Here is a 24560-nt window from a genome sequence, read left to right on the forward strand (position 1 = left end):
GGCTTGTCAAACTTTGCCAAAGAACCCACACTGACGCGATGAGCACGATGAACATCTCCTTGCCCGACAGCCTCAAGGCCTTCGTGGATGAACAGGTGCGCCAGCGCGGCTACGGCACGAGCAGCGAGTACGTGCGCGAGTTGATCCGCAAGGATCAGGATCGCCAGCAACTGCGCAACCTGCTGTTGGCGGGAGCCGCCTCGGCCCCGGCGGCCCCTGCCAATGCCAGCTACTTTGATGGCCTTCGGGATCGGGTGCGCAAGGCCGCCAAACCTGCTGCCAAGGCGTGAAGACCAAGCCCGTCATCCCGCGTGAGCAGGCCAACCAGGATGTGGACGAGGCGGTCGCCTACTACCTGAGTGAGGCAGGCGAAGCCGTGGCAATGGGCTTCGTCGATGCGCTCGAGAAGGCCTACGGCCACATCGGTCGCCACCCGGCTATGGGCTCACCACGCTACGCCCATGAACTCAACCTGCCCGGCCTGCGCGCATGGCCGTTGACACGCTACCCGCACCTTGTGTTCTACGTCGAGCACTCGGACCATATCGACGTCTGGCGTGTATTGCACGGACAGCGGGATATCCCGGTGTGGATGCAGGCGCCTGATTCTCTGTGACGGTTGGATCGCCAGGGCATATCTGCGGGCTGGCGGGTGTAAACAATAGAAAACCAAGGAAGCCGGCCTGCTGACCATCCTGGAATGGTCGCCTGGTTCAAACACCAACGACTCAGTTTCAGGCAGACTACTGGCGGCAGCAAATAAACGGGATGCCACGGTGGTCTGACTTCAACCACTCGGCCTCCACGAAAGTCGGTAAGGGCACACTGGCGTATCTGGCCGCCGCCAACCCGCCCGACGAAGCCGCTTAGCCCCGATCATGGATCACGCCACTTTAAGCGCCCTGCGCGACCACCACCCCGCCTGGCGGCTGCTCGCCTCACCGCATGCGCCGCTGGTGGCGAGCTTCCTGCACCGAGTGTTCGTGGCACCCAATGTGCGCGTGATGAGCGAGGCCGATCTGGTCGAGGCGCTGGAGGACGAGCTGTTCGCCCTGCGCGAGCAGCTCGGCGCCGAGGCCTATCCCAAGGCGGCGTCGGAATATCTGAACGACTGGGCTGCGCCCGACAAGGGCTGGCTGCGCAAGTTCTACAAGCCGGGCACGGACGAGGCGCAGTTCGATCTGACGCCGGCCACCGAGAAGGCCATCGCCTGGCTCACCCAGCTCACCGAGCGGCCCTTCGTGGCCACCGAATCGCGCCTGCTCACGCTGTTTGCGCTGCTGGAGCAGATCAGCGCCGGCACCGAGGCCGACCCGGCCAAACGGCTCGAAGACCTGCAGCGCAAGCGCGATCAACTCGACGCCGAAATCGCCCGCGTGCTCGCGGGCGACGTGCCTCTGCTGGACGACACGGCGGTGAAAGACCGCTTCCTGCAGTTCCAGCAACTGGCGCGCGAGCTGCTGGCCGACTTCCGCGAGGTGGAGCACAACTTCCGCCAGCTCGACCGCAAGGTGCGCGAGAAAATCGCGCTGTGGGAGGGCAGCAAGGGCGCGCTGCTCGACGAGATCATGGGCGAGCGCGATGCGATTGCCGACTCCGACCAGGGCCGTAGTTTTCGCGCCTTTTGGGACTTCCTCATGTCCAGCCGACGGCAGGAGGAGCTTTCCGAACGGCTGGGTCAGGTGCTGGCGCTGCCGGCGGTAGTCGCCTTGAAGCCCGATCCGCGCATCCGCCGCGTGCATCACGACTGGCTGGAGGCAGGCGAGCACACGCAGCGCACGGTGGCCCAGTTGTCGCAACAGTTGCGCCGTTTTCTGGACGACCGCGCGTTTCTGGAGAACCGGCGCATCCTGGAGTTGCTGCGTGGTATCGAAAGCAAGGCGCTGGCGCTGCGCGAGGCACCGCCCACAGGTACGGTGATGCACATCGACGCGATGGGTGCGGACATCCAGCTGCCGCTGGAGCGGCCGCTGTTTGTGCCCAGCGTCAAGCCGCGTCTTGTGGAGCTGGCGCTGGTCGCAGGCGATAACGACATCGACACCGCGCGCTTGTTCGACCAGATCGTGGTGGACAAGGCACGCTTGCGCTCGACGATCCAACACGCACTGCGCCAAAAAGCGCAGGTCACATTGCGCGAGCTGCTGGACGCGGAGCCGCTGCAACAGGGCCTGGCTGAACTGATGGCGTATCTGGAGCTGGCCCATGCAGGCGAAGCCAGCAGCGCGCTGGACGGCGTGCGCGCCCTGGTCGATGAAGCCGTGGCAGAGCCGATCCGCTGGCAGACCCGTAGCACTGCGGGTGAGGAGGTGATGCGCGAGGCGCGATTGCCGCGCATCATCTTCACGCGATGATCGCGTCAAGCGTAGAGAGAAGGACGTGAACGACACCGTGCATGATGACGAGTGGGTAGAGAGCCTGCCCGGCGCGCCACCGGCGGTACCGGCGTTGTCGCAGTTGATGGTGCACCTGCTCAAGGGTGTGCTCTACCGCGAGGACGACGAGCGCCTGTGGGAAAGTCTCTTGCAGCTGCAGGCGCGGGTGCGGGAGCAGGCCGCCGTGCTGCTGCTCGACCTGGTGCTGGATGAGGCCGAAGGCTACGCCTTTCTCAAAAGCCGCCCGGATCTGGATGAGGCTTCAGACGCGCCGCGGCTGCCGCGGCTGGTCGCACGTCGGCCGCTGTCTTACCCGGTGAGCCTGATGCTTGCGCTCTTGCGCAAGCGCTTGGCCGAGTTCGATGCCCATGGTGGTGAGACGCGGCTGGTGCTCTCGCGCGACGACATCGTCGAGCTGATGCGGGTGTTCCTGCCCGAAGGCAGCAACGAAACCCGCCTGATTGACCAGGTGGACGCGACCATCAGCAAGGTGGTCGATCTGGGCTTTCTGCGCCGGCTGAAAACCACTGCCGGCGCGGCGCAAAACGGCAATCAATACGAGGTGCGCCGCATCCTGAAAGCCTTCGTCGACGCGCAGTGGCTGGCCGAGTTCGACGCCCGGCTGGAGTCCTACCGCACGGTGTTATCGGGTGCTACGAAACAGGGTGACGACGATGTTTGACACGCAAACCCTGGGGCTTGACTTCGTTGCCGACGACAGCCGCGTGGGGTTTCGGTTGCAGCGGCTGGAGGTGCTCAACTGGGGCACGTTCGACAAGCGCGTCTGGCGCCTCGAGCTCGACGGGCGCAATGGCCTGCTCACCGGCGACATCGGCTCGGGCAAGTCCACCCTGGTCGATGCCATCACCACACTGCTGGTGCCGGCACATCGTGTGGCCTACAACAAGGCGGCCGGTGCGGATGCCCGCGAGCGCTCGTTGCGCTCCTACGTGCTGGGCCACTACAAGAGCGAGCGCAACGAGGTCACGGGCAGCAGCAAGCCCGTGGCGCTGCGCGATGCATCGAGCTACTCGGTCATCCTCGGCGTCTTCCGCAACGAAGGTTATGACCAGGCGGTGACGCTGGCCCAGGTGTTTTACTGGCAGGGAGACACGCAGGGGCAGCCCAAGCGCCTGTTTGTCGCGGCCGAGCGGGCATTGACGATCGTCGATGATTTTAAGGTCAAGGGTGAGGACATGGCGGCGCTGCGCAAACAACTGCGCGGCGCAGGCTGCGAGTTGTTCGAGAGTTTCCCACCCTATGGGGCCTGGTTCCGGCGACGCTTCGGCATCGAGCACGAGCAGGCCTTGGAGCTGTTCCATCAGACGGTCTCAATGAAGTCGGTGGGCAACCTCACCGACTTCGTGCGCAACCACATGCTGGAACCCTTTGACTCAGGGCAACGCATCGAGGCGCTGATCCGTCACTTCGACGACCTGGACCGCGCACACCAGGCCGTGCTCAAGGCCAAGCGGCAAGTCGAACTGCTGACGCCGCTGGTCGATGACGGCAAACGCCATGCGGCACTGAGCGCAGAAATCCAGGGCTGGCGGCAAGCGCGCGAACAACTGCGGCCGTATTTCGCCCGGCTCAAGGGCGAGCTGCTGGACCGCCGCCTCGACTTGCTGGCGGAGGAAGCGGCCCGGCTCGACGCCCAGATCGAGCGTCTGGACGCGCAGCGCGAAGCCGAGCGGGTGGAGATCGGGCGTCTCGAGCGGGCGCTGCGCGACAACGGTGGTGACCGCCTGGAAGCGCTGGCGGCGGAGATTCGCCGACTGGAAGCGGAGAAGGCACAACGCCAGAAGAAGTTCGACCGCTACCAGGAGCTGCTCGCCCGCATCGACGAGGCAGCGCCTGCGGATGAGGCGGAGTTTGTCGCCCGGCTGCAGAGCATCACCCAGCGGGCCGATGGCTTGCGCGAGCGCATCGCTGAACTCGACAACCGCGAGCGCGAGGAGGACTTCGCCTTTCGCAAGGGGCGTGAGGAGCACGCCGCTCTGTCTGCGGAAATCGAAAGCCTTGCGCGGCGCAAGAGCAATATCGACACCGCCCAGATTCGTATTCGCGAGGCGCTGTGTGCAGCCCTTGGCATCGACGAGGACGAACTGCCTTTCGCGGGTGAACTCATCCAGGTGCGGGATGACGAGCGCGATTGGGAAGGGGCGGCTGAGCGGCTGCTGCGCGGGTTTGGTCTTTCCTTGCTGGTGCCGGACGCCCACTATCCGGCGGTGACCGACTGGGTCAATCGCCAGCACCTCGGCGGGCGACTGGTCTATTTCCATGTGCGCCCGCTCAAAAATTCGCCCGAGATCACGCTGCATCCGCAGTCGCTGGTCAGAAAGCTGATCCTCAAGCCCGATTCGCCCCATGTGGAATGGCTGGAGCAGGCGCTGAAAAGCCGTTTCGATTTCGCCTGCTGCGACAGCATCGAGCAGTTTCGGCGCGAGGTGCGCGCCATCACGCGCGCCGGGCAGATCAAGGAGCCGGGTGGTCGGCACGAGAAGGACGACCGCAGCCGCATCGACGACCGCAGCCGCTATGTGCTCGGCTGGAGCAATGCCGACAAGCTGCGGGTGTTGCGCGATCAGCGCGAGCGTCTGCAAGCGCAGTTGTCTGCAATGGCCGCTCGTATCAGTGAGATCCAGCAGGCGCGCAATGAACTGCACGGTCGGCTGGAGGCCTTGAGCAAGCTGGAGGAGTTCACACGCTTTGCGGATATCGACTGGATGAACCTGGCCCGGAGAATTGCTGAACTCTCCGAGGAGCGGGCACGTCTTGAGGCCGCCTCCGACACCTTGCAGGAGTTGACGCGGCAGCTCAGGGCCGCGCAGACAAGGCTGGACGACCTGGAGGTCAGGCGCACCGAGGCCCTGGGTCAGCGCGGTGCGCTCAGGAACAAGCGTGAAACCGCGCAGGCACTGCGCGACGAGGCCAGCCGCACTTGGAACGACTCGCCGCTGACCGAGGCACAGATTGGGCATCTGGATGCGCTGCGCGCTGAGGGTTTGGGTGAGCACACGCTCTCGGTCGAGTCCTGCGACAACCGCGAGCAGGACTTGCGTGGCTGGCTACAGGATCGCATCGATGCGGGGGACAAGCGCCTGGCGCGCCTGACCGAGCGCATCATCAATGCCATGCGCGGCTTCAAGGAGGCGTTCAAGGTCGAGACCGCCGAGATGGACGTGAGTCTGGCGGCGCTGCCGGAGTATGAACGGCTGCTCGCAGGCCTCAAGCGCGACGACCTGCCGCGGTTCGAGGCGCGCTTCAAGGAGCTGCTCAACGTCAACACCATCAACGAGATCGCCAACTTCAACGCGCAGCTTGCCCGCGATCGCGAGACGATCAAGGAGCGTATCGACCGCATCAATCAGTCGCTCCAGGCCATCGACTACAACCCCGGCCGCTACATCGAGCTGGTGGCGTCACTGAGTCCGGATTCGGAGATCCGTATTTTCCAGCAGGACTTGCGGGCCTGCACCGAGGGGACGCTCACGGGCTCGGCCGATGAGCAGTATTCAGAGGCCAAGTTTCTGCAGGTCAAGGCCATCATCGACCGCTTCCGCGGCCGCGAAGGGCTGTTGGACGCCGACCGGCGCTGGACGGCCAAAGTGACCGACGTGCGTAACTGGTTTTTGTTCTCGGCCAGCGAGCGCTGGCGCGCCGATGGTGCCGAGCACGAGCATTATTCGGACTCGGGCGGCAAGTCGGGCGGCCAGAAGGAAAAGCTCGCCTACACCGTGTTGGCCGCGAGCCTCGCGTATCAATTCGGACTGGAATGGGGCGCGGTGCGTTCGCGCTCCTTCCGCTTCGTCGTCATCGACGAAGCGTTCGGGCGCGGGTCGGACGAGTCGGCGCGGTATGGCTTGGAGCTGTTCCAGCAACTCAATCTGCAACTCCTGATCGTCACGCCGCTCCAGAAAATCCACATCATCGAGCCCTTCGTGGCCAGTGTCGGCTTCGTGCACAACGAGGGCGGGCGCGATTCGCGGCTGCTGTGCCTGTCGATCGAAGAGTACCGGGCGCAAAAGGCGCAGGGCATGGCCCACGCCCACGTTGTCACAGACGGCATGGTGTCATGAGCTGGACCACGCCGACTGACCTGCGCGCTCAGGTGCAACGCTTGTGGGATCGCGGCGACTTGCTGCGCGCGGCGGTGACGGACGCCGTGTCCTGGCCGCTGCGCCTCACCCTGAAGGGCCCCGTGGCCTCCGACCTGTCTGATCGCTTCGAGGCCGTGCGTGCGTGGGTGCAGACCATCGCCGCAACGCCGCAGGTTCGCATCGAATGGCGGCAGTGGAACCACCGTGTGCAGGGCGCCCAGCAGCTTCCTGCATCCGTCTGGCTCGATACCCTGCAAGACGCCCTGGCCTTCATCGGTAAGGCTCGACAAGCGCAGCGTTTCGTTGCGCTGTGGCAGCAGACGCAAGCCGTGCAGCCCACGCTCCTGGCCTGGCTGTTGCGGCGACCGCTGCAAGCCCTCGAACTGGCAGACCGCTGGGATCGAATGCTTGCCGTCGTCGTCTGGCTGCAGGCGGATCCGCGGCCGGCCGTGTATCTGCGCCAGGTGGATATCCCTGGCGTGGACAGCAAGTTCATCGAAGCGCATCGCGGTGTTTTGACCGAGCTGCTGGATCTTGCGCTGCCCGCCGAAGCCATCGAGCGTGACGCCACCGGCATTGCGCAGTTCGCGCGCCGATTCGGCTTTCTGGACAAGCCGGTGCGGATTCGGTTTCGTCTGCTTGACCCCTTGCTGCCCAGTCTTCCCGGCTGCGCAGGCCTGCCCGATATCACGCTGGACGCCACAAGCTTTGCGACGCTTGTATTGCCCGTCCGGCGCGTTTTCATCACCGAAAACGAAACCAACTTCCTCGCCTTCCCGCCGGTGGCGAGCGCCATCGTCGTTTTCGGCGCAGGCTATGGCTGGGATGCGCTGGCGCGCGCGGCGTGGCTTGCGGATTGCCAGATGTTTTACTGGGGCGACATCGACACGCATGGCTTTGCCATTCTCGACCAGCTGCGCGGCCACTTCCCGACCGTGGCGTCGCTGTTGATGGATCGGGAGACGCTGCTGGCCCACCGCCCGCACTGGGGCGAAGAGCCCGACCCTGTGCGCCACGACCTGATGCGCCTGACACCCGAGGAGGCGGCCGTCTACGACGATCTGCGATTCGATCGCCACCAGCCTCGGCTGCGTCTGGAACAAGAGCGCGTGGACTTTGGCTGGTTGTGCGATCGACTGGCGCGTATCCGACGTCCCCCCGCTTTCAGTAGCGGGGTGATTTAGAGTCCGGGGTGGATGGTGGTGGATGCCAGTTGCGTCGCATAGGCACTGGGTGTCAATCCGCCCAGTGCCTTCCTTTCGGCTTGCAAAAAAGCGTTGCGGGGCGGGCTCGGAGAGGATTTCAGACGCCTTCGCCGAGGATAAAGCCGGCCACCACCTTGCGGCCTTCTCCGGCCAGTACGGTATAGGTGCGGGCGGCGGCCGCGTTGTCCATCACTTCCAGACCGATCCGCCGCTGCAGGCAGGCGGCCAGTACCGCTGCGGGCGGGAATACCTGGCGGCTGCCGGTACCCAGCAGGATCAGGTCCGGGCGCAGCGCAAACAGGGCTTCCAGGTCGGCCGGTGTCATGGCGGAGGCTGCCTTGACCGGCCAGTCTTCCTGCAAGGTGTCCGGGGCGATGATGAAGCTTTGGCTCAGCTGCTGGGTGTTGACCCGGGCCGAGCGCCCGTCGGCCGCGCGCAGAAAGTAGCGGTAATCCGGGTGTTCCTGGGTCAGCTGCATGGCATCAGGCGCGCGGCAGGACGATTTGCCGCTTTTCCTGGGAGGGGCGGTACAGCACGGCGGTATGGCCGATCCGTTGCACCAGGGCAGCGTCGCAGCGGTCGGCCAGTTCGGTGATCATGGCGTCGCGCTGGTCGCGGTCTTCGGCGGCGACTTTCACCTTGATCAGTTCATGATGCGCCAGCGCCTGGCCGACTTCTGCCACCAGCGCCTCGGTGATGCCTTTGCCGCCGACCTGCAAGATGGCTTTGAGGTCATGCGCCTGGCCGCGCAGGAAACGGATCTGGGCCGGGGTCAGGGAAATCGGCATGCGTCTTGGGACAAGCGAATGTGGGGTGTGCAGGGTATCATGGGCCGACATTCCCCCGCGCCCGGCGGTCATGGCGACCCGCAGCAAATCCAGTCAGCGCTGGCTCAAAGAGCATTTCTCCGACCCCTACGTCAAAAAGGCCCAGGCCGAGGGGATGCGTTCCCGTGCGGCCTACAAGCTGGAAGAGCTTGCCGGGCGCGACCGGCTGATCCGGCCGGGGATGGTGGTGGTGGATCTCGGCGCGGCGCCAGGCGGCTGGTCGCAATGGGTGCGGCAGGCGCTGGACCGGCTGGAGCAGGGCCTGCCGCCAGGTGCCAAGCGCGGTCGGGTGATCGCTAGCGACATTCGTGAGATGCCGCCGCTGGCCGGGGTGGAGTTCCTTCACGGTGACTTCAGGGATGATGCCGTCCTATCACGTCTGCTGGAGATGCTCGGGGGCGAGCCGGTCGATCTTGTATTGTCCGACATGGCCCCCAACATGAGTGGAGTGGATGCGGTGGATCAGCCGCGCGCCATGCACCTGGCCGAGCTGGCCATGGAGTTTGCCGACCGCCAGTTGCGGGAGGGCGGCACATTCCTGATCAAGCTGTTCCAGGGTGTGGGGTCGGATGACTATCTGCGGGAGCTGCGGCGGCGCTATGCCAAGGTGGCGATCCGCAAGCCGGCGGCGTCGCGCAAGCGGTCGCCGGAGGTCTATGCATTGGCCACCGGCAAGCTGGCACGGATGAAATGAACGCGGTGTGTGACGGCCGCCGAGGGAAACGAGGACTGCGATGAACGATCTTGCAAAAAACCTGCTGCTCTGGGTGGTGGTCGCCGCCGTGCTGATGGTGGTGTTCCAGAGCTTCTCGCCCAAGCTTGGCGGCAGCCAGGAAGTGATGTACTCGCAGTTCGTGCAGGATGTGGAGAACGACCGCATCAAGAAGGTCGATATCGCCAGCAACGAACGCACCATCACCTTCCAGCGGCAGGATGGCAGCACCGGGGTGACCACGGCGCCGGCGCGCGACAAGGATCTGATCAATGACCTGATCCAGCACAAGGTCGAAATCAACCAGGCACCGCCGGACTCCGGCATCTCGTTCTGGTCGCTGGTGCTCAATTTCCTGCCGGTGCTGCTGATCATCGGCTTCTGGCTGTTCATGATGCGGCAGATGCAGGGCGGGGGCGGTGGCAAGGGCGCGATGTCGTTTGGGCGTTCGCGTGCCAAGCTGCTCTCCGATGACCAGGTCAAGGTCACCTTTGCCGATGTGGCCGGCTGCGACGAAGCCAAGGAGGAGGTCGGCGAACTGGTCGAGTTCCTGCGCGATCCCTCGCGTTTCACCCGCCTGGGCGGCAAGATTCCGCGCGGTGTGTTGATGGTCGGGCCGCCCGGTACCGGCAAGACCCTGCTGGCCAAGGCCATCGCGGGTGAGGCCAAGGTGCCGTTCTTCTCGATTTCCGGTTCCGATTTCGTCGAAATGTTCGTCGGCGTCGGCGCCTCGCGCGTGCGCGACATGTTCGAGCAGGCCAAGAAGCATGCCCCGTGCATCATCTTCATCGACGAGATCGACGCGGTCGGTCGGCATCGTGGTGTCGGCATGGGCGGCGGCCATGACGAGCGCGAGCAGACCCTGAACCAGATGCTGGTGGAGATGGACGGGTTCGAGGGCAACGAGGGCGTGATCGTGATCGCCGCCACCAACCGTCCCGACGTGCTGGACAAAGCGCTGCTGCGGCCGGGCCGGTTCGACCGCCAGGTGATGGTCGGTCTGCCTGACATCAAGGGGCGCGAGCAGATCCTCAAGGTGCACATGCGCCGGGTGCCGCTGGCCGATGATGTGCGCGTGGACGTGCTTGCGCGCGGAACGCCCGGGTTCTCCGGCGCCGATCTGGCCAATCTGGTCAACGAAGCGGCGCTGTTTGCCGCCCGTCGCAACAAGCAGCGGGTGGATATGCGCGATTTCGAGGACGCCAAGGACAAGATCTACATGGGCCCCGAGCGCCGCAGCATGGTGATGCGCGAGGAAGAGCGGCGCGCTACGGCTTACCACGAGTCGGGGCATGCAGTAGTGGCGATGTCGCTGCCCAAGGCCGACCCGGTGCACAAGGTCACCATCATGCCGCGTGGCTGGGCGCTGGGTGTCACCTGGCAGCTGCCTGAGCACGATGCGCTGAGCAAGTACCGGGACAAGATGCTGGAGGAGATCGCCATCCTGTTTGGTGGCCGGATTGCCGAGGAGCTGTTCGTTGGCGAGGTGTCCACTGGCGCGTCCAACGATTTCGAGCGTGCCACCCGGATGGCGCGCGACATGGTGACCCGCTACGGCATGTCCGATGCCCTGGGCATCATGGTCTATGCCGATGACGACAGCGGCTATGGTCTGCACAACAAGACCATCTCCGAGGCTACCCAGCAGAAGGTGGATGCCGAGATCCGCCGCATCCTCGACGAGCAGTATGCGCGGGCGCGCAAGATCCTGGAGGAGAAGCGCGACATCGTCGAAGCGATGGCCGCGGCGCTGCTGGAGTGGGAGACCATCGACGCCGAGCAGGTCAAGGCGATCATGGAAGGGCGCAAGCCCAACCCGCCGGCAGGCTGGACCGGGCCGCGCGGTGGTCGCGACGGAAGCGACGATTCCGCCAGCGGTCGGCCGGTGACGGTGGAGCCGGCCCCGCAGGCCTGATCCGGGGGTTTTTGCCATCTGCCGCAGGTCAGGGTGTGTGTGCTCTGGCCTGCGGTCGTTTTGAGGAACAGTCGTCATGTTCGACACCTGTCCAACGCTTGACTGCAATGGTCGGCTGCTGCGGTTGGATCGACCGCGGGTGATGGGCATCGTCAATGTCACCCCGGATTCGTTCTCAGATGGTGGCGCCCACTTCGAGCCGGAGGCCGCCATTGCTCATGGTCTGCGCCTGGTGGAGGAGGGCGCAGACCTGCTCGACGTCGGCGGCGAGTCCACCCGTCCGGGTGCCGAACCGGTGCCGGTCGAGGAAGAGCTCCGGCGGGTGTTGCCGGTGATCGAAGGGCTGGCCGCACGGGTGCCGGTGCCGATCAGCATCGATACCCGGCACGCCGAGGTCATGCGGGCGGCAGTCGCCGCGGGGGCCGGCATGATCAATGACGTGCAGGCCCTGCGTGGGCCGGACGCGCTGGACACGGCGGCCGCACTCGGGGTGCCGGTGGTGCTGGTGCACATGCGCGGCGAACCGCAGACGATGCAGGCAGCACCGGAATACGCCGATGTGGTCGGCGAGGTGCATCGCTTCCTGGCCGAGCGCCTGTTTGCCTGCGAGCTGGCCGGTATCCCCAAGCGCAAGATCGTGGTCGATCCCGGCTTCGGGTTTGGCAAGACCACCGCCCACAATCTGGCGCTGCTGGCGCATTTGCGTCGTTTCACCGAGCTGGGCGTGCCGGTGCTGGCGGGGCTGTCGCGCAAGCGCAGTATCGGCGAGCTGACGGGGCGCGAACGGCCGCAGGACCGGGTGGCGGGGTCGCTTGCGGCCCATGTGCTGGCGGTGCAGAACGGCGCCCAACTGGTGCGCGTCCATGACGTGGCCGCCACCGTCGATGCCCTCAAGGTCTGGCAGGCGGTGGCCGCGGTGCCGGCGGCACGTCACGAGACCGCCCGACCGGCACTGGCCTGGCCGGACGAATGACTGCAACGCGCCTCTGACCAGATCCCCGCGCTGCCTGTCTCGATCATCCTGACTCGCTATCGCATTGCCGGCAGTGATGCGGCACACTGCCTGCCGTTTGACCGGAGCGGGTAGGACGATGCTGCAGACATGGTTGCGACGCAAAGATATCGACAAGGTCACCGCGCATGCGCCGGGGCAGCGGCTGGTGCCCACCCTGAGCTGGCCGCACCTGATCGCGCTGGGGATCGGCGCCATCGTCGGCACCGGCATCTACACCCTGATCGGGGTGGGCGCCGACAAGGCCGGCCCGGCGGTGCTGCTGTCGTTCGTGATTGCCGGCCTGGTCTGTGCCTGCGCCGCCCTGGCCTATGCCGAGCTGGCGACCCTGATGCCCGCTGCCGGCAGTGCCTACACCTACAGCTACGCGGTGCTGGGTGAGCTGGTCGCCTGGGTGGTCGGCTGGAGCCTGATCCTGGAATACACCCTGGTGGTGAGTACGGTGGCCGTGGGCTGGTCGGGGTATTTCGTCGGCTTTCTGCACTGGCTGCAACAACACACCGGCTGGAACGTGCTGTTGCCACAGGCGCTGGCAGCCGGGCCACATGCCGGCGGGCTGATCAACCTGCCGGCGATCCTGATCATTTTCGTGGTGGCCGGCGCCTTGTTGATCGGCACCCGTGAGAGTGCCACGGCCAATGCGGTGCTGGTGGTCGCCAAGCTGGTGGCGCTGGCAGTGTTCGTGGTGGTGGCGCTGCCGGCGTTCGATCCAAACAACCTGCACCCGTTCATGCCCTATGGCTTTGGCAAATCGCTCGGGCCGGATGGTGTCGAGCGCGGGGTCATGGCAGCGGCGGCGATCATCTTTTTCGCGTTCTACGGGTTTGACGCCATCTCCACCGCGGCCGAGGAAACCCGTGACCCGGGGCGCAACCTGTCGATCGGTATCGTTGGCTCGATGGTCGGCTGCACGCTGATCTATCTGCTGGTGGCGCTGGCAGCGGTCGGTGCCATGCCCTACACCGCGTTTTCCCAGAGTGCCGAACCGCTGGCGCTGATCATGCGCCAGCTCGGCCATGGCAATGCGGCGCTGGTGATCGGCGTGGTGGCGATGGCGGCGCTGCCGACCGTGCTGCTGGCGTTCTTTTACGGGCAGAGCCGGATCTTCTTCGTGATGGCCCGCGATGGTTTGCTGCCGCATGGTCTGGCCCGGGTGGGGCGGCGCGGCACGCCGGTTGCGATCACCGTGTTCACCGCGGTGCTGACCGCGGCACTGGCGGGCGTGGCGCGGCTGGACGAGATCGCGGCCCTGGCCAATGCCGGCACTCTGATTGCCTTCACTGCGGTGGCAGTCTGTCTGCTGGTGCTGAGAGTGCGCGATCCGCAGCGGCCACGCGTGTTCCGCACGCCGCTGGCCTGGCTGGTCGGCCCGCTGGCGATCGTCGGCTGCCTCTACCTGTTCTACAGCCTGCCGCAGCGCACCCAGCTCTGGTGCCTGCTCTGGAACGGCATCGGCCTGCTGGTGTATCTGCTGTACGCACGCCGGCACAGCCTGCTGGGGCTGGGGCGCGACGCCTGACGTGGCCATGGGGCTGGATACCCGGCCGCGGGCGATTGCGCTGATGGGCCCGACCGCGTCGGGCAAGAGCGCCTATGCCCTCACGCTGGCACAACGGCTGGGCGGGGAGATCGTCAGCGTCGATTCGGCGCTGGTCTATCGCGGTCTGGACATCGGGTCTGCCAAGCCCAGCCGCGAGGAGCGGGCGCGGGTGCCGCACCATCTGCTTGATCTGCGTGCGCCCTGGGAGCCGTATTCGGCGGCCGAGTTTGCGGCGGACGCCCGGGCCGCCATTGATGACATCGTGGCGCGTGGCCGGGTTCCGATCCTGGCTGGCGGCACCGGGCTGTATTTCCGCGCCCTGCTGGACGGGTTGTCCGACATGCCGCCCGCGGATCCTGCGCTACGGGCGGCGATTGCCGATCAGGCCCAGGCGCAGGGCTGGGTCGCACTGCATGCCGAGCTTGCCCAGGTCGATCCTGCCGCCGCTGCGCGTATCCATCCCACCGATGCCCAGCGCATCCAGCGTGCGTTGGAGGTCTATCGCCTAAGCGGTCGCCCGATCAGCGACTGGCAGCGCAACGCCCAGGGTGCCCGGTTGCCGGTGAAGGTGCTGAAGCTGGTGCTGGCCCCAGCCCAGCGCGAGGCGTTGCACGCGCGCATCAAGGCGCGTTTCGATGCCATGCTGGAAGCCGGTTTCCTGGACGAGGTGCGGGCCCTGCGGGCCTTGCCGCCCCTGGCCGCGCATCCGGATCCGCTGGCGTTGCCGGCCTTGCGCGCGGTCGGCTACCGGCAAGCCTGGGAGCATCTGGAGGGTCTCACCAGTTTCGACGCATTCCGTGCGCGCGCGCTCGCCGCGACCCGCCAGCTGGCCAAGCGGCAATACACCTGGCTGCGCGCCGAGCTCGATGCCCGCTGGTTCGATCCGCTGTCCGGACAGGACGCCCTCGATGCCGCAGTGGACGGCTTTCTTGGCCGCACCAATGCACGCCGCTGAGGGGGCTTTCGGTATACCCGGCTTTTGCGGGCGTGGATGTTCGCGTCCACGCCGGTCTGCGTTACCATCCCCGATGCGCGCGGTGAATGCGCGTACTGGCGTGTGTCATACCAACAACAAACAGACAGCCACAGGGAACTCCATGTCGAAATCGCCCTCCCTCCAGGACCCTTTCCTGAACGCCCTGCGTCGTGAGCGCGTGCCGGTCTCGATCTATCTGGTGAATGGCATCAAGCTGCAGGGGACGATCGAGTCGTTCGACCAGTTCGTGGTCCTGCTGCGCAATACCGTCAGCCAGATGATCTACAAGCACGCCATCTCCACCGTGGTGCCGGCGCGCAATGTGCGCCTGGGGCCGGGAGGTGGGGCGGTGGAGGCCGCCGAAATGGCCGGTGCCGCCGCAGCCGAGGCGAGCGAATGACGGCGGCGGGCCGTGGCGGCTTGCAAAGCGGCTGCGGCCGCCCCATGTGAAGGTCGATGCCCAGCCAATTGTTCGAACGTTCGCGCGGTGGTGAAAACGCGCTGCTGATCCAGCCCCATGCCGGTGGGCCGCCTGCGGACGATGTGTTGGAGGAGTTTGCCGAACTGGCCCGATCGGCCGGCGCCAGTGTGGCCGGTGTGCTGACCGCGCGGATCGACCGCCCCAATCCCGCCACCCTGATCGGCAGCGGCAAGCTGGAAGAAGCCAAGGCCGCCTGCGAGGCGGTCGGTGCCGATCTGGTGCTGGTCAACCATGCCCTGACCCCGATCCAGGAACGCAACCTGGAAAAGGCGCTGGAGCGGCGGGTGGTGGACCGCACCGGGCTGATCCTGGACATCTTTGCCCAACGTGCGCGCAGCCACGAGGGCAAGCTCCAGGTCGAGCTTGCCCAGCTGCGTCATATCGCCACGCGTCTGGTGCGTGGCTGGACGCACCTGGAGCGTCAGCGCGGCGGTGCGATCGGCCTGCGCGGCCCCGGCGAGACCCAGCTGGAAACCGACCGCCGCTTGTTGCAGAAACGCGTGGAGATTTTGCAAAAGCGGCTGGAAAAGGTCGAAGTGCAGCGTGCACAGATGCGGCGTGCGCGGGTGCGCAGCGCACTGCCGCGGGTGGCGCTGGTGGGCTATACCAATGCCGGCAAATCGACCCTGTTCAATGCCCTGACCGGGGCGGACGCATACGCGGCCGACCAGCTGTTTGCCACCCTCGACCCGACCGTGCGCCGGGTCAACCTCGACGTGGGGGCGGTGGTGCTGGCCGATACAGTCGGCTTTGTCCGCGACCTGCCGCACGAACTGGTGGCGGCGTTCCGCTCGACCCTGGGCGAGGCACGCGAGGCGGATCTGCTGTTGCACGTGGTCGATGCCGCCGATCCGCTGCGCGAGGAACGAATCGCCCAGGTGGACGCCGTGCTGCAGGACATCGGCGCGGGCGAGCTGCCGCAGCTGCTGGTGTTCAACAAGATCGACCGGATCGACGGGGCCCGCCCGCGGCTGGACGCGCATGCCTCGCGCCCGGCGGTCTGGCTGTCGGCGCGCGAGCGCCTTGGCCTGACCCTGTTGGGCGAGGCCTTGGGCGAACGGCTGGGGCTGCGTCGCCTGACCGGCACCCTGCGTCTGCCGCCCGATGCCGGACGCCTGCGCGCCCGCCTGCTGGCACTGGGGGGCGTGCGTGCCGAGCAGCATGATGCCGATGGCTGGACACTGCAGATCGATCTGCCACTGACCGAGGCGCGTCGGATCGCATCCCAACCCGACGGGCAGCCGCTGCGTTCCCTGCTGCAGGCGCTGCCATCAACGCCACCCACTGATCCCGTAGAATCCCCGGCATGACGACACGACACGATGGCCCGCGCGGGCCCAAGGTACTTTGGATGGCCTGGAACCGGCCCGGTAACACGGGCGGCACCTCCGGGCGCGGCGGCATGGGGCGGTGGTTCGATGTCCTGCCGGGGCTTGGTGATGGCAGCCCGATGCGCTGGGCCGGATTGCTGCTCGCCCTGTGGCTGGTGTTCAACTGTTTCGTTCTGGTGGCCGAACAGCAACGCGGCGTGGTGCTGCGTTTTGGTCGCTTCGACCGGGTCATGCAGCCGGGGCCGAACTTCAAACTGCCCTGGCCGATCGAGCGGGTCATCAAGGTCAACGCCACCCAGATCAAAAACTACGAGGATCGGGTGCCGGTGTTGACCCGCGACGAAAACATCGTCGAAGTGGCGGTCAACGTCCAGTACCGGGTGGCCGATCCGGTGCTGTACCTGTTTGGTACCCGTAATGCGGACGAAGTGCTCAAGCAGGCGGCGCTGAGCACGGTTCGCGAGCAGGTCGGCCGTTCCGATCTGGACACCGTGCTGGGCGCGCGCGAACAGCTCGCCGTGGCTGCGCGTGAGCGCTTGCAGAAGTCGCTTGTGACCTATCGCACCGGATTGACCGTCACCGAACTCAATCTCCCGGACGCACGGCCGCCGCAACAGGTCAAGCCGGCATTCGATGATGTCAACAGCGCCCAGCAGGACAAGGAACGGCTGATTTCCGAATCGCGTGCCTATGCCGCCAAGGTAGTGCCCGAGGCACGCGGCCAGGCGGCGCGGGTGCGTACTGTCGCCCAGGGCTACAAAGAATCTGTGATCGCCCGTGCCCAGGGTGATGCGGAGCGCTTCAGCCTGTTGGTGGCGCAGTACAAGAGCGCCCCTGAGGTGACCCGCAAGCGGCTGTGGCTGGAAACCGTGCAGGAGGTGCTGGCGAATAACCGTAAGGTGATTGGCGGCGATGGCCGGCAGCTGATTTATGTGCCGATGCCCGCTGCTGCGACCTCGGCAGGGGCTACCGCGCCGTTGCTGACACCCGAGCAGCTGGCTCCACAGATGCAGCCGGCACCGGAGGATGACGCGTCGTCAGGCAGGCCCGTACGCAGCGGCCGGCCCGCCGGACGTGAGGAGGTGGTGCGATGAAGTTCCCGGCTTGGATGGCCACGGTGGTGGCTGCGTTGATCCTGCTGATGGGCTCGGTGTTCGTGGTGAGCGAAGGGCATACCGCCATCGTGCTCAACCTGGGCCGGGTCAGTCGTACCAACCTCGGCCCCGGCTTGCATTTCAAATGGCCGCTGGTGGAGAGCGCGCGCATTTTCGATCAGCGCCTGCAGGTGCTGCCGGCGGAGCCGGAGCGCTACCTGACGTCCGAACGCAAGGACGTCAGCGTGGATTTCTTCGCGATCGGCCAGATCATGGATGCGCGCGCGTTCTACCGCGCCACTGGCGGCGACGAATCTGCCGCTGTCGACCGTCTGGCACCGATCATCAAGGATGCGCTGCGCAACGAAATCAATGCCCGCACCCTGCAGCAGGCGGTGTCCGGTGACCGCACTGAGATCGTCAAAAGCCAGCTGAGCGTCATCAACCGGGGGGCCGCGACCCTGGGCATCCGCATCCTCGATCTGCGCATCAAGCAGCTGGATCTGCCGACCGACAGCCGAGTCATCGACGACGTGTACAACCGCATGCGCGCCCAGCGCCAGCAGGTGGCCAGCCGCCTGCGCGCCGAGGGGGCGGAGCAGGCCAACGAAATCCGCGCGGCGGCCGACCGTGACCAGCAGGTGATCCTGGCCGAGGCCGAGCGCGACGCCCAAAAGCTGCGTGGCGAGGGTGACGCTGAAGCTGCCCGCATCTATGCCGAAGCGGCCAGCCGCGACCCGGGCTTCTATGCCTTCCAGCGCAGTCTGGAGGCGTACCGCAAGGCCTTCTCGAAAGGCGATGGGGTGATCGTGCTGGATCGCAACGATCCCTTCCTGCAATACCTGCGCAGCGACCGCTGAGCCATGCGTGATCTGTGGGCGGCGCTGTGCCTGGTGGCGGTGATCGAGGGCTTGTTCCTGTTCGCCGCCCCGGCCGCCTGGAAGCGCACGGCAGCGCAGATGCTGACGCTGACCGATGCGCAGGTGCGCCGGGTTGGCGGCGTGGTGCTGCTGTTGGGCCTGCTGGCGCTGTGGCTGGTGCGCGGCAGCGGCTGACGCCGGCCGGTCGGGGCGGTCGCAAGCGCGCGTCGCGCAAGGGAGAAACGAAAAAACCGCGCCTAAGCGCGGTTTTTTCGTCGCTCCAGACGGTTGCCTGAAGCCGGTTGCAAGATGGCGCCCGAACTTGGACTCGAACCAAGGACCCCCTGATTAACAGTCAAGTGCTCTAACCAGCTGAGCTATTCGGGCGAGGGCTCGCATTGTATGCGGATCCCGCAGCGGGATGCAAGCGTGTGTATGAGTCCACCACCTTTGGCACTCGGGTGGGTGCTGGAGCAGGAAGTGTAGCGGGGGGCGCTGGCCGAGGGCGTGGTGGGGCAGCCCCGGCGTCAGCCTGGGCAGGGGAGGGGCTGGGTGATGAGCTGGCTGCGTGGCCGGCCGGCGTTGTTGACGATCACCTGGCCCACCAGCAGACCGGCCTGGTTGCAGATCGACAGGGTGAGGTTGGTGCCGGCGCTGCTGCCGTCCGGCAGATAGCGCAGTTGCTGGCGGCCGAGCGAGCTGGTGATGCGCAGCCGGTGGCTGGTCGGGGTCGATTCCACCCGCAGGATGTCCTCGGCCCGATCCACCCGGCGGTTGCCGTCCTCGTCCAGGAACAGCAGCCAGCCGCCGCTCCAGTCGCGGTCAGGTGTGCAGTGCAGGCCGTCCTGGCTGGGGCAGAGCACGGTGCGGCGGTTGTGGGTGATGGCGGTGATGCGGGCCAGCTGCATGTGGCTGGTGAGCGAGGTCATCGCGGTTCGGACGTGGTGGCGTTCGCTGACTCCGGCCAGGGTGGGCAGGGCCAACCCGGTCACCAGACAGAGGATCAGGCAGGTCAGCAGCAGTTCGAGCAGGCTGAATCCGGCGGGGCGTTGCAGCATGGCGGGGCTCCAGTGGAACAGGTGTCCCATGCTGGCCGTTCGGGGTGTTGGCGGGGATCGGCGCAGTGCCGGCACCCTGGTCGGAAAAGTGCGAACGGCAAGGCCGGAGGTGGTGCCTGGGTCAGGTCGGGGCTTGCTGGGACGATGGGTCAGGGCGAGCGTACACTTGCCGATCGTTGGTTGCCTTGAACGCATGATGTTGCCCAGCCTGCCTGCCGATCTCGACCTGCATTCCAGCTCTGCGGGATTTCAGCTGGTGGCGCCCTATCAGCCCGCAGGCGACCAGCCACAGGCGATTGAGGCGCTGGTGGCGGGGTTCGAGAACGGGCTTGCGCGGCAGGTGTTGCTGGGTGTGACCGGCTCCGGCAAGACCTTCACCATCGCCAATCTGATCCAGCGGATCCAGAAGCCGACCCTGGTGATGGCGCCCAACAAGACCCTGGCGGCGCAGTTGTACGGCGAGTTCAAGGCGTTCTTTCCGCACAACGCGGTGGAGTATTTCGTCAGCTATTACGACTACTACCAGCCGGAAGCCTATATCCCGTCCAGCGACACCTACATCGAAAAAGACAGCGCGATCAACGACCACATCGAGCAGATGCGGCTGGCGGCGACCAAGGCGCTGCTGTCGCGGCGCGACACCATCGTGGTGGCGTCGGTGTCGGCGATCTACGGTCTGGGCGCGCCCGAGGACTATCTGGCGATGCGGCTGATCCTGTCGCGTGGCGAGCGCATCGACCAGCGCGAGCTGCTGCGCCACCTGACCACGTTGCAATACACCCGCAACGAGATGACGCTGGAGCGTGGCACCTTCCGCGTGCGCGGCGAGACGGTGGACGTGTTCCCGGCAGAATCCGACCTGGAGGCGCTGCGCATCGAGCTGTTCGATGGCGAGATCGAGCAGCTGTCGATGTTCGACCCGCTCACCGGCCAGATCCTGCGCCGGCTGCCGCGGTATGTCGTCTATCCCAAGACCCACTACGCCACGCCACGTGAGCGCACGCTGGCGGCGATCGACTCGATCAAGGCCGAGCTGCGCGAGCGGCTGGAGCAGTTGTACGCGCAGAACAAGCTGGTGGAAGCGCAGCGGCTGCAGCAGCGTACCCAGTTCGATCTGGAAATGATGGCCGAGGTCGGCTACTGCAATGGCATCGAGAACTACTCACGGCACCTGACCGGGCGTGCGCCCGGCGAGCCGCCGCCGACTCTGTTCGATTACCTGCCGCCGGACGCGCTGCTGGTGGTGGACGAGTCACACGTGACCATTCCGCAGATCGGTGGCATGTACCGGGGCGATCGTGCGCGCAAGGAAACCCTGGTCGAGTTCGGCTTTCGTCTGCCGTCGGCGCTGGACAACCGGCCGCTGCGCTTCGAGGAATGGGAAGCCCGCGCCCCGCGCAGTGTGTATGTCTCGGCCACGCCCGGCCCCTACGAGTTGCGCACCGCTGGTGATGCCGTCGTCGAGCTGGTGGTGCGGCCGACCGGGCTGGTCGATCCGGAGGTCGAGATCCGGCCAGTGGCGACCCAGGTGGATGATCTGCTCGGCGAAATCCGCGAGCGAGTGGCGATGGGCGATCGCGTGCTGGTCACGACGCTCACCAAGCGCATGGCCGAGAACCTGACCGATTACCTCTCCGAGCACGGCGTCAAGGTGCGCTACCTGCATTCCGACGTGGACACGGTGGAACGGGTGGAGATCATCCGCGACCTGCGGCTGGGGGTGTTCGACGTGCTGGTGGGCATCAACCTGCTGCGTGAGGGGCTGGACATGCCGGAAGTGTCGTTGGTGGCCATCCTCGATGCCGACAAGGAAGGCTTCCTGCGCAGCACCGGCGCGCTGATCCAGACCATCGGCCGCGCCGCCCGCAACCTGCGCGGCAAGGCGATCCTGTATGCCGACACCGTGACCCGGTCGATGCAGGCCGCGCTGGAGGAAACCGCGCGCCGCCGGCAGAAACAGTTGGACTACAACGCGCGTCACGGCATCACCCCGCGTTCGGTGCAACGCGCCGTGCATGACGTGATGGAAGGGGCACGCGCCGAGGCGGGCGAGACGCGTGGACGGGGTGGCCGTAAGGGCCGTCAGGTGGCCGAGCCGGTGCAGGCGTACCTGAAGCTCAGCCCGGCGCAGCAGGCGGCCCGGCTCAAGGAGCTGGAGCAGCAGATGCACCAGCACGCTCGCGATCTGGAGTTCGAGCAGGCCGCGCAGCTCCGCGACCTGATCCGGACGCTGCGCGAAGCCAGCCTCTGACGGCGCGGGCTGACGGCGCCAGGCGGGTGGCGTTCAGGCCATTCTCACGGGGCGACGGCGCGGGCCGGGGTGTCCAGTGTCGGCCAGCGGCGCAGGATCGACGCACGGATGCCCGCCACGTCCAGGCCCGCCTCGGCCAGTAGCTGCTCGCGGCTGGCATGGTGCTGGAAGGCATCGGGCAGGCCGAGGTGCAGGATCGGCACCACCACCCCTTCGGCTGCCAGCAGTTCGGCCACGCCGCTGCCGGCGCCACCAGCCACGACGTTGTCCTCCAAGGTGACCAGGCCTGCGTGGGTCTGCGCCAGTTCCAGCACCAGGTCGCGATCCAGCGGCTTGACGAAGCGCATGTTGACCACGGTCAGGCCAAGCGCTTCGCCCACCTGTTCGGCGACCGGCACCAGTGCGCCAAACGCGAGCAGCGCCAGCGGGCCGCCGCGCCGGCGCAGTTGCGCCTTGCCGATCGGCAGAGTCTCCAGCGACGGTTGCACGGCAACGCCGGGGCCGGTGCCACGCGGGTAGCGCACCGCCGCCGGGCCGGGGTAGTGGAAGCCGGTGGTCAGCATCTGCCGGCATTCGTTCTCGTCGGCAGGCGCCATCACCACCATGTTGGGCACGCAGCGCAGATAGGACAGATCGAGGTTGCCGGCATGGGTGGCGCCGTCCGGGCCGACCACACCGGCACGGTCGATTGCAAAAAGCACGTCCAGTTTCTGGATGGCTACGTCGTGCACCAGCTGGTCATAGGCGCGCTGCAGGAAGGTGGAATAGATCGCCACCACTGGCTTGGCGCCTTCGCAGGCCATGCCGGCGGCCAGGGTCACCGCATGCTGCTCGGCGATGGCGACGTCGAAATAGCGGTCCGGGTATTCCTGGCTGAAACGCACCAGCCCGGAGCCTTCGCGCATGGCCGGGGTGATCGCCAGCAGACGCGGCTCGGCGGCGGCCATGTCGCACAGCCAGTCGCCGAACACGTCGGTGTAGGTGGGCTTCTTCGGCTTGCCCTGGGCCGGCACCACACCCACCGCCGGGTCGAACGGGGCCACCGCGTGGTAGCCGATCTGGTCGCCTTCGGCCGGTTGGTAGCCCTTGCCCTTGGTGGTGATGATGTGCAGCAACTGCGGGCCTTTCAGGCCTTGCAGGGTCTTCAGGGTGGCCAGCAGGGCGTCGATGTCGTGGCCGTCGATCGGGCCGGTGTAATGAAAGCCCATCTCCTCGAACAGGGTGGAGGGCACGAACATGCCCTTCCAGTGTTCCTCCCAGCGCTTGATGAAGCGGGCGGGCGGGCTGTGTTTGTCGCCCAGCAGCTTTTTGCCGCTTTCGCGCAGGGCGTTGAGGGTGCGGTTGCCGGAAAGCCGGCCCAGCATCCGGGTCAGGCCGCCCACTGCCTCGCTGATCGACATGCGGTTGTCGTTGAGGATCACCAGCAGGTCCGGCTCATCGTCCATGCCCCCGGCGTGCCCCAGCGCCTCGTAGGCCATGCCGGCGGTCATCGCGCCATCGCCGATCACCGCCACCACCCGGCGCGGGTTGCCGGCGCGGGCATTGGCGATGGCCATGCCCAAGGCGGCTGAGATCGACGTCGAGGAGTGGCCCACCCCGAAGGTGTCGTACTCGGATTCCTCGCGCTTGGGGAATGGCGCCACGCCGTCCTTCTGCTTGACCGTATGGATGCGGTCGCGGCGGCCGGTGAGGATCTTGTGCGGGTAGCACTGGTGGCCGACGTCCCAGACGATGCGGTCATCCGGCGTCTGGTACAGGTAATGCAGTACGGTGGTCAGCTCCACCACGCCCAGGCCGGCGCCGAAGTGCCCGCCGGATTTGCCCACCGATTCGATCAGGTAGGCGCGCAGCTCGTCCGCCACCGCACGGAGCTGGGATTCCGGGAGTTGGCGGAGGTCGGCGGGGCGGTCGATCCGCGACAGCAGGGGATAGCGGGAGGCATCAATCATCCGGCTATTGTCGCGCCGGCCGGGGCCGGGGGGCAATCTGACGCGGGCGGCGACGAAACGTGCAGCGCGGGCGGGTCAGTCCACCGGGAACGGGTGCGGTGCGGCGGCGTGGTCGTGGGCGGCAGCGTGGATCAGCTGTGCCGCACGTGCCTCCCCCAGGTAGCGGTGGATGCCGGCACGGGCCAGGTACAGCAGCGGGATCAGCGCCACTGCAGCCAGCAGCTTGTAGGTGTAGTTCAGGCTGGCCACCGCCAAAAACCGCGACATCGGCCAGTGCGCCGGCCCCAGCACGAAGGCGATGTAGAGCACCACGAAGCTGTCCACCAGTTGCGACACCATGGTCGAGCCGGTGGCGCGCAGCCAGGCAAAGCGCTCGCCGGTGCGGCGGCGGATCTGGTGGAAGACGTGGATGTCCACCAGCTGGCCGATCAGAAACGCCACCAGTGAGCCCACCGTGATCCACATGCCCTGGCCGAAGATCGCCGCGTAGGCGGCCTGGTAATCCGGCACGCCCTGGGTCTGCGCGCTGGCCACCCACCAGCTGGCCGGAGCCAGCTGGATGGCGATGAAGGCAAACAGAAAGGCATAGGCGATCAGCCCGGCTGCCAGCCAGCTGATCAGGCGCACACCGCGCTTGCCGAAGTATTCGTTGACCGTGTCGGTCATGATGAACACGATCGGCCAGATCACCGTGCCGGCGGTGAAGTCCAGGGTGCCGCCTTCGCCCAGCAGCCGCCACTGCACCGGGGCGATGCCCAGGGTGGACTCCAGCGAGAAGATCTTGACCCCGATGAACTCGGCCAGCACCGCGTTGACGCAGAAGAACGCAGCCAGGGCGATGAACAGGCGGGTGGCGCGGTCGTCGAGCTGCCGCATG

22 protein-coding genes and 1 tRNA gene are annotated in these 24560 nt (G+C 66.5%); 17 read left to right on the forward strand and 6 right to left on the reverse strand.

All coding sequences use genetic code 11. The annotated features are described in order from the left end of the window. The 6 genes from BUA29_RS08675 to BUA29_RS08700 form a co-directional block, all read left to right on the forward strand. Positions 1–290: type II toxin-antitoxin system ParD family antitoxin (locus BUA29_RS08675; RefSeq protein ID WP_425443773.1), on the forward strand; the 290-nt coding region annotated here is incomplete at its 5' end. Then, a complete protein-coding gene (locus BUA29_RS08680) occupies positions 287–616 on the forward strand; it encodes a type II toxin-antitoxin system RelE/ParE family toxin (protein WP_072756195.1) in 330 nt (109 codons plus the stop codon). The genes BUA29_RS08675 and BUA29_RS08680, both read left to right, overlap by 4 nt. Before the next feature lie 262 nt (positions 617–878). Next, positions 879–2351, forward strand: coding sequence for a DUF3375 domain-containing protein (locus BUA29_RS08685; RefSeq protein WP_072756196.1), 1473 nt, complete (start codon positions 879–881; stop codon positions 2349–2351). Positions 2352–2376: 25 nt separating this feature from the next. Continuing rightward, on the forward strand, positions 2377–3054 hold the full coding sequence (locus BUA29_RS08690; protein ID WP_072756197.1) for a DUF4194 domain-containing protein: 678 nt from the start codon (positions 2377–2379) through the stop codon (positions 3052–3054). Next, a complete protein-coding gene (locus tag BUA29_RS08695; RefSeq protein WP_072756198.1) occupies positions 3047–6451 on the forward strand; it encodes an ATP-binding protein in 3405 nt (1134 codons plus the stop codon). The genes BUA29_RS08690 and BUA29_RS08695 overlap by 8 nt, the downstream gene beginning before the upstream one ends. Continuing rightward, positions 6448–7656, forward strand: a complete 1209-nt coding sequence (locus tag BUA29_RS08700) for a DUF3322 domain-containing protein (RefSeq protein WP_072756199.1) — start codon at positions 6448–6450, stop codon at positions 7654–7656. Before BUA29_RS08695 ends, BUA29_RS08700 begins: the two co-directional genes overlap by 4 nt. Positions 7657–7774: 118 nt before the next feature. Here the strand turns inward: BUA29_RS08700 and BUA29_RS08705 are convergent, their stop codons facing one another. Together BUA29_RS08705 and yhbY are read right to left on the reverse strand one after the other, a co-directional pair. Further along, complete coding sequence (locus BUA29_RS08705; RefSeq protein WP_072756200.1) at positions 7775–8155, reverse strand: Mth938-like domain-containing protein; 381 nt, start codon at positions 8153–8155, stop codon at positions 7775–7777. 4 nt (positions 8156–8159) lie between these two features. After that, positions 8160–8465, reverse strand: coding sequence for a ribosome assembly RNA-binding protein YhbY (gene yhbY, locus BUA29_RS08710; protein WP_072756201.1), 306 nt, complete (start codon positions 8463–8465; stop codon positions 8160–8162). Between the two features lie 70 nt (positions 8466–8535). On the opposite strand from yhbY, the gene rlmE reads away from it, so the two are divergent. From rlmE to BUA29_RS08760, 10 genes are all read left to right on the forward strand, one after another. Continuing rightward, positions 8536–9198: a 23S rRNA (uridine(2552)-2'-O)-methyltransferase RlmE gene (gene rlmE / locus BUA29_RS08715; RefSeq protein WP_072756202.1), complete on the forward strand. Its 663-nt coding sequence runs from the start codon at positions 8536–8538 to the stop codon at positions 9196–9198. Positions 9199–9238: 40 nt separating this feature from the next. After that, positions 9239–11131 (forward strand): ATP-dependent zinc metalloprotease FtsH, encoded by a 1893-nt coding sequence (ftsH, locus tag BUA29_RS08720; RefSeq protein ID WP_072756203.1) that lies wholly within the window; start codon positions 9239–9241, stop codon positions 11129–11131. Positions 11132–11207: 76 nt separating this feature from the next. After that, positions 11208–12104: a dihydropteroate synthase gene (folP, locus tag BUA29_RS08725; RefSeq protein WP_072756204.1), complete on the forward strand. Its 897-nt coding sequence runs from the start codon at positions 11208–11210 to the stop codon at positions 12102–12104. Positions 12105–12225: 121 nt separating this feature from the next. Continuing rightward, positions 12226–13662 carry an amino acid permease gene (locus BUA29_RS08730; protein ID WP_072756216.1) on the forward strand — a complete coding sequence of 479 codons (1437 nt, stop codon included), beginning with the start codon at positions 12226–12228 and terminating at the stop codon, positions 13660–13662. A 7-nt stretch (positions 13663–13669) separates the two neighbouring features. Beyond that, positions 13670–14638: a tRNA (adenosine(37)-N6)-dimethylallyltransferase MiaA gene (miaA, locus tag BUA29_RS08735; RefSeq protein ID WP_072756205.1), complete on the forward strand. Its 969-nt coding sequence runs from the start codon at positions 13670–13672 to the stop codon at positions 14636–14638. Positions 14639–14780: 142 nt separating this feature from the next. Continuing rightward, positions 14781–15059 carry an RNA chaperone Hfq gene (gene hfq, locus BUA29_RS08740; RefSeq protein ID WP_072756217.1) on the forward strand — a complete coding sequence of 93 codons (279 nt, stop codon included), beginning with the start codon at positions 14781–14783 and terminating at the stop codon, positions 15057–15059. A gap of 68 nt (positions 15060–15127) precedes the next feature. After that, on the forward strand, positions 15128–16450 hold the full coding sequence (gene hflX, locus BUA29_RS08745; RefSeq protein WP_072756218.1) for a ribosome rescue GTPase HflX: 1323 nt from the start codon (positions 15128–15130) through the stop codon (positions 16448–16450). Positions 16451–16491: 41 nt separating this feature from the next. Next, a complete protein-coding gene (gene hflK / locus BUA29_RS08750; protein ID WP_072756206.1) occupies positions 16492–17565 on the forward strand; it encodes an FtsH protease activity modulator HflK in 1074 nt (357 codons plus the stop codon). Continuing rightward, the gene (gene hflC / locus BUA29_RS08755; RefSeq protein WP_072756207.1) at positions 17562–18425 is read left to right on the forward strand and encodes a protease modulator HflC; all 864 of its coding nucleotides are present in this window, start codon (positions 17562–17564) and stop codon (positions 18423–18425) included. Before hflK ends, hflC begins: the two co-directional genes overlap by 4 nt. A gap of 3 nt (positions 18426–18428) precedes the next feature. Then, a complete protein-coding gene (locus BUA29_RS08760; protein ID WP_072756208.1) occupies positions 18429–18620 on the forward strand; it encodes a DUF2065 domain-containing protein in 192 nt (63 codons plus the stop codon). A gap of 115 nt (positions 18621–18735) precedes the next feature. On the opposite strand, the gene BUA29_RS08765 is transcribed toward BUA29_RS08760, so the two are convergent. After that, positions 18736–18812: transfer RNA gene (locus tag BUA29_RS08765), tRNA-Asn, on the reverse strand. A 140-nt stretch (positions 18813–18952) separates the two neighbouring features. Further along, positions 18953–19483 (reverse strand): GspH/FimT family pseudopilin, encoded by a 531-nt coding sequence (locus tag BUA29_RS08770; protein WP_072756209.1) that lies wholly within the window; start codon positions 19481–19483, stop codon positions 18953–18955. Between the two features lie 196 nt (positions 19484–19679). Here BUA29_RS08770 and uvrB point away from each other — a divergent pair, with 196 nt between their 5' ends. Continuing rightward, positions 19680–21734 (forward strand): excinuclease ABC subunit UvrB, encoded by a 2055-nt coding sequence (gene uvrB, locus BUA29_RS08775; RefSeq protein ID WP_072756219.1) that lies wholly within the window; start codon positions 19680–19682, stop codon positions 21732–21734. A 44-nt stretch (positions 21735–21778) separates the two neighbouring features. On the opposite strand, the gene dxs is transcribed toward uvrB, so the two are convergent. Together dxs and BUA29_RS08785 are read right to left on the reverse strand one after the other, a co-directional pair. Further along, a complete protein-coding gene (dxs, locus tag BUA29_RS08780; RefSeq protein WP_072756210.1) occupies positions 21779–23683 on the reverse strand; it encodes a 1-deoxy-D-xylulose-5-phosphate synthase in 1905 nt (634 codons plus the stop codon). Positions 23684–23758: 75 nt separating this feature from the next. Continuing rightward, positions 23759–24559 carry a queuosine precursor transporter gene (locus BUA29_RS08785; protein WP_072756211.1) on the reverse strand — a complete coding sequence of 267 codons (801 nt, stop codon included), beginning with the start codon at positions 24557–24559 and terminating at the stop codon, positions 23759–23761. Between the last annotated feature and the right edge of the window lies 1 nt (position 24560).

This window comes from Thermomonas hydrothermalis (assembly GCF_900129205.1).
GTDB classification, from domain to species: Bacteria; Pseudomonadota; Gammaproteobacteria; order Xanthomonadales; family Xanthomonadaceae; genus Thermomonas; species Thermomonas hydrothermalis.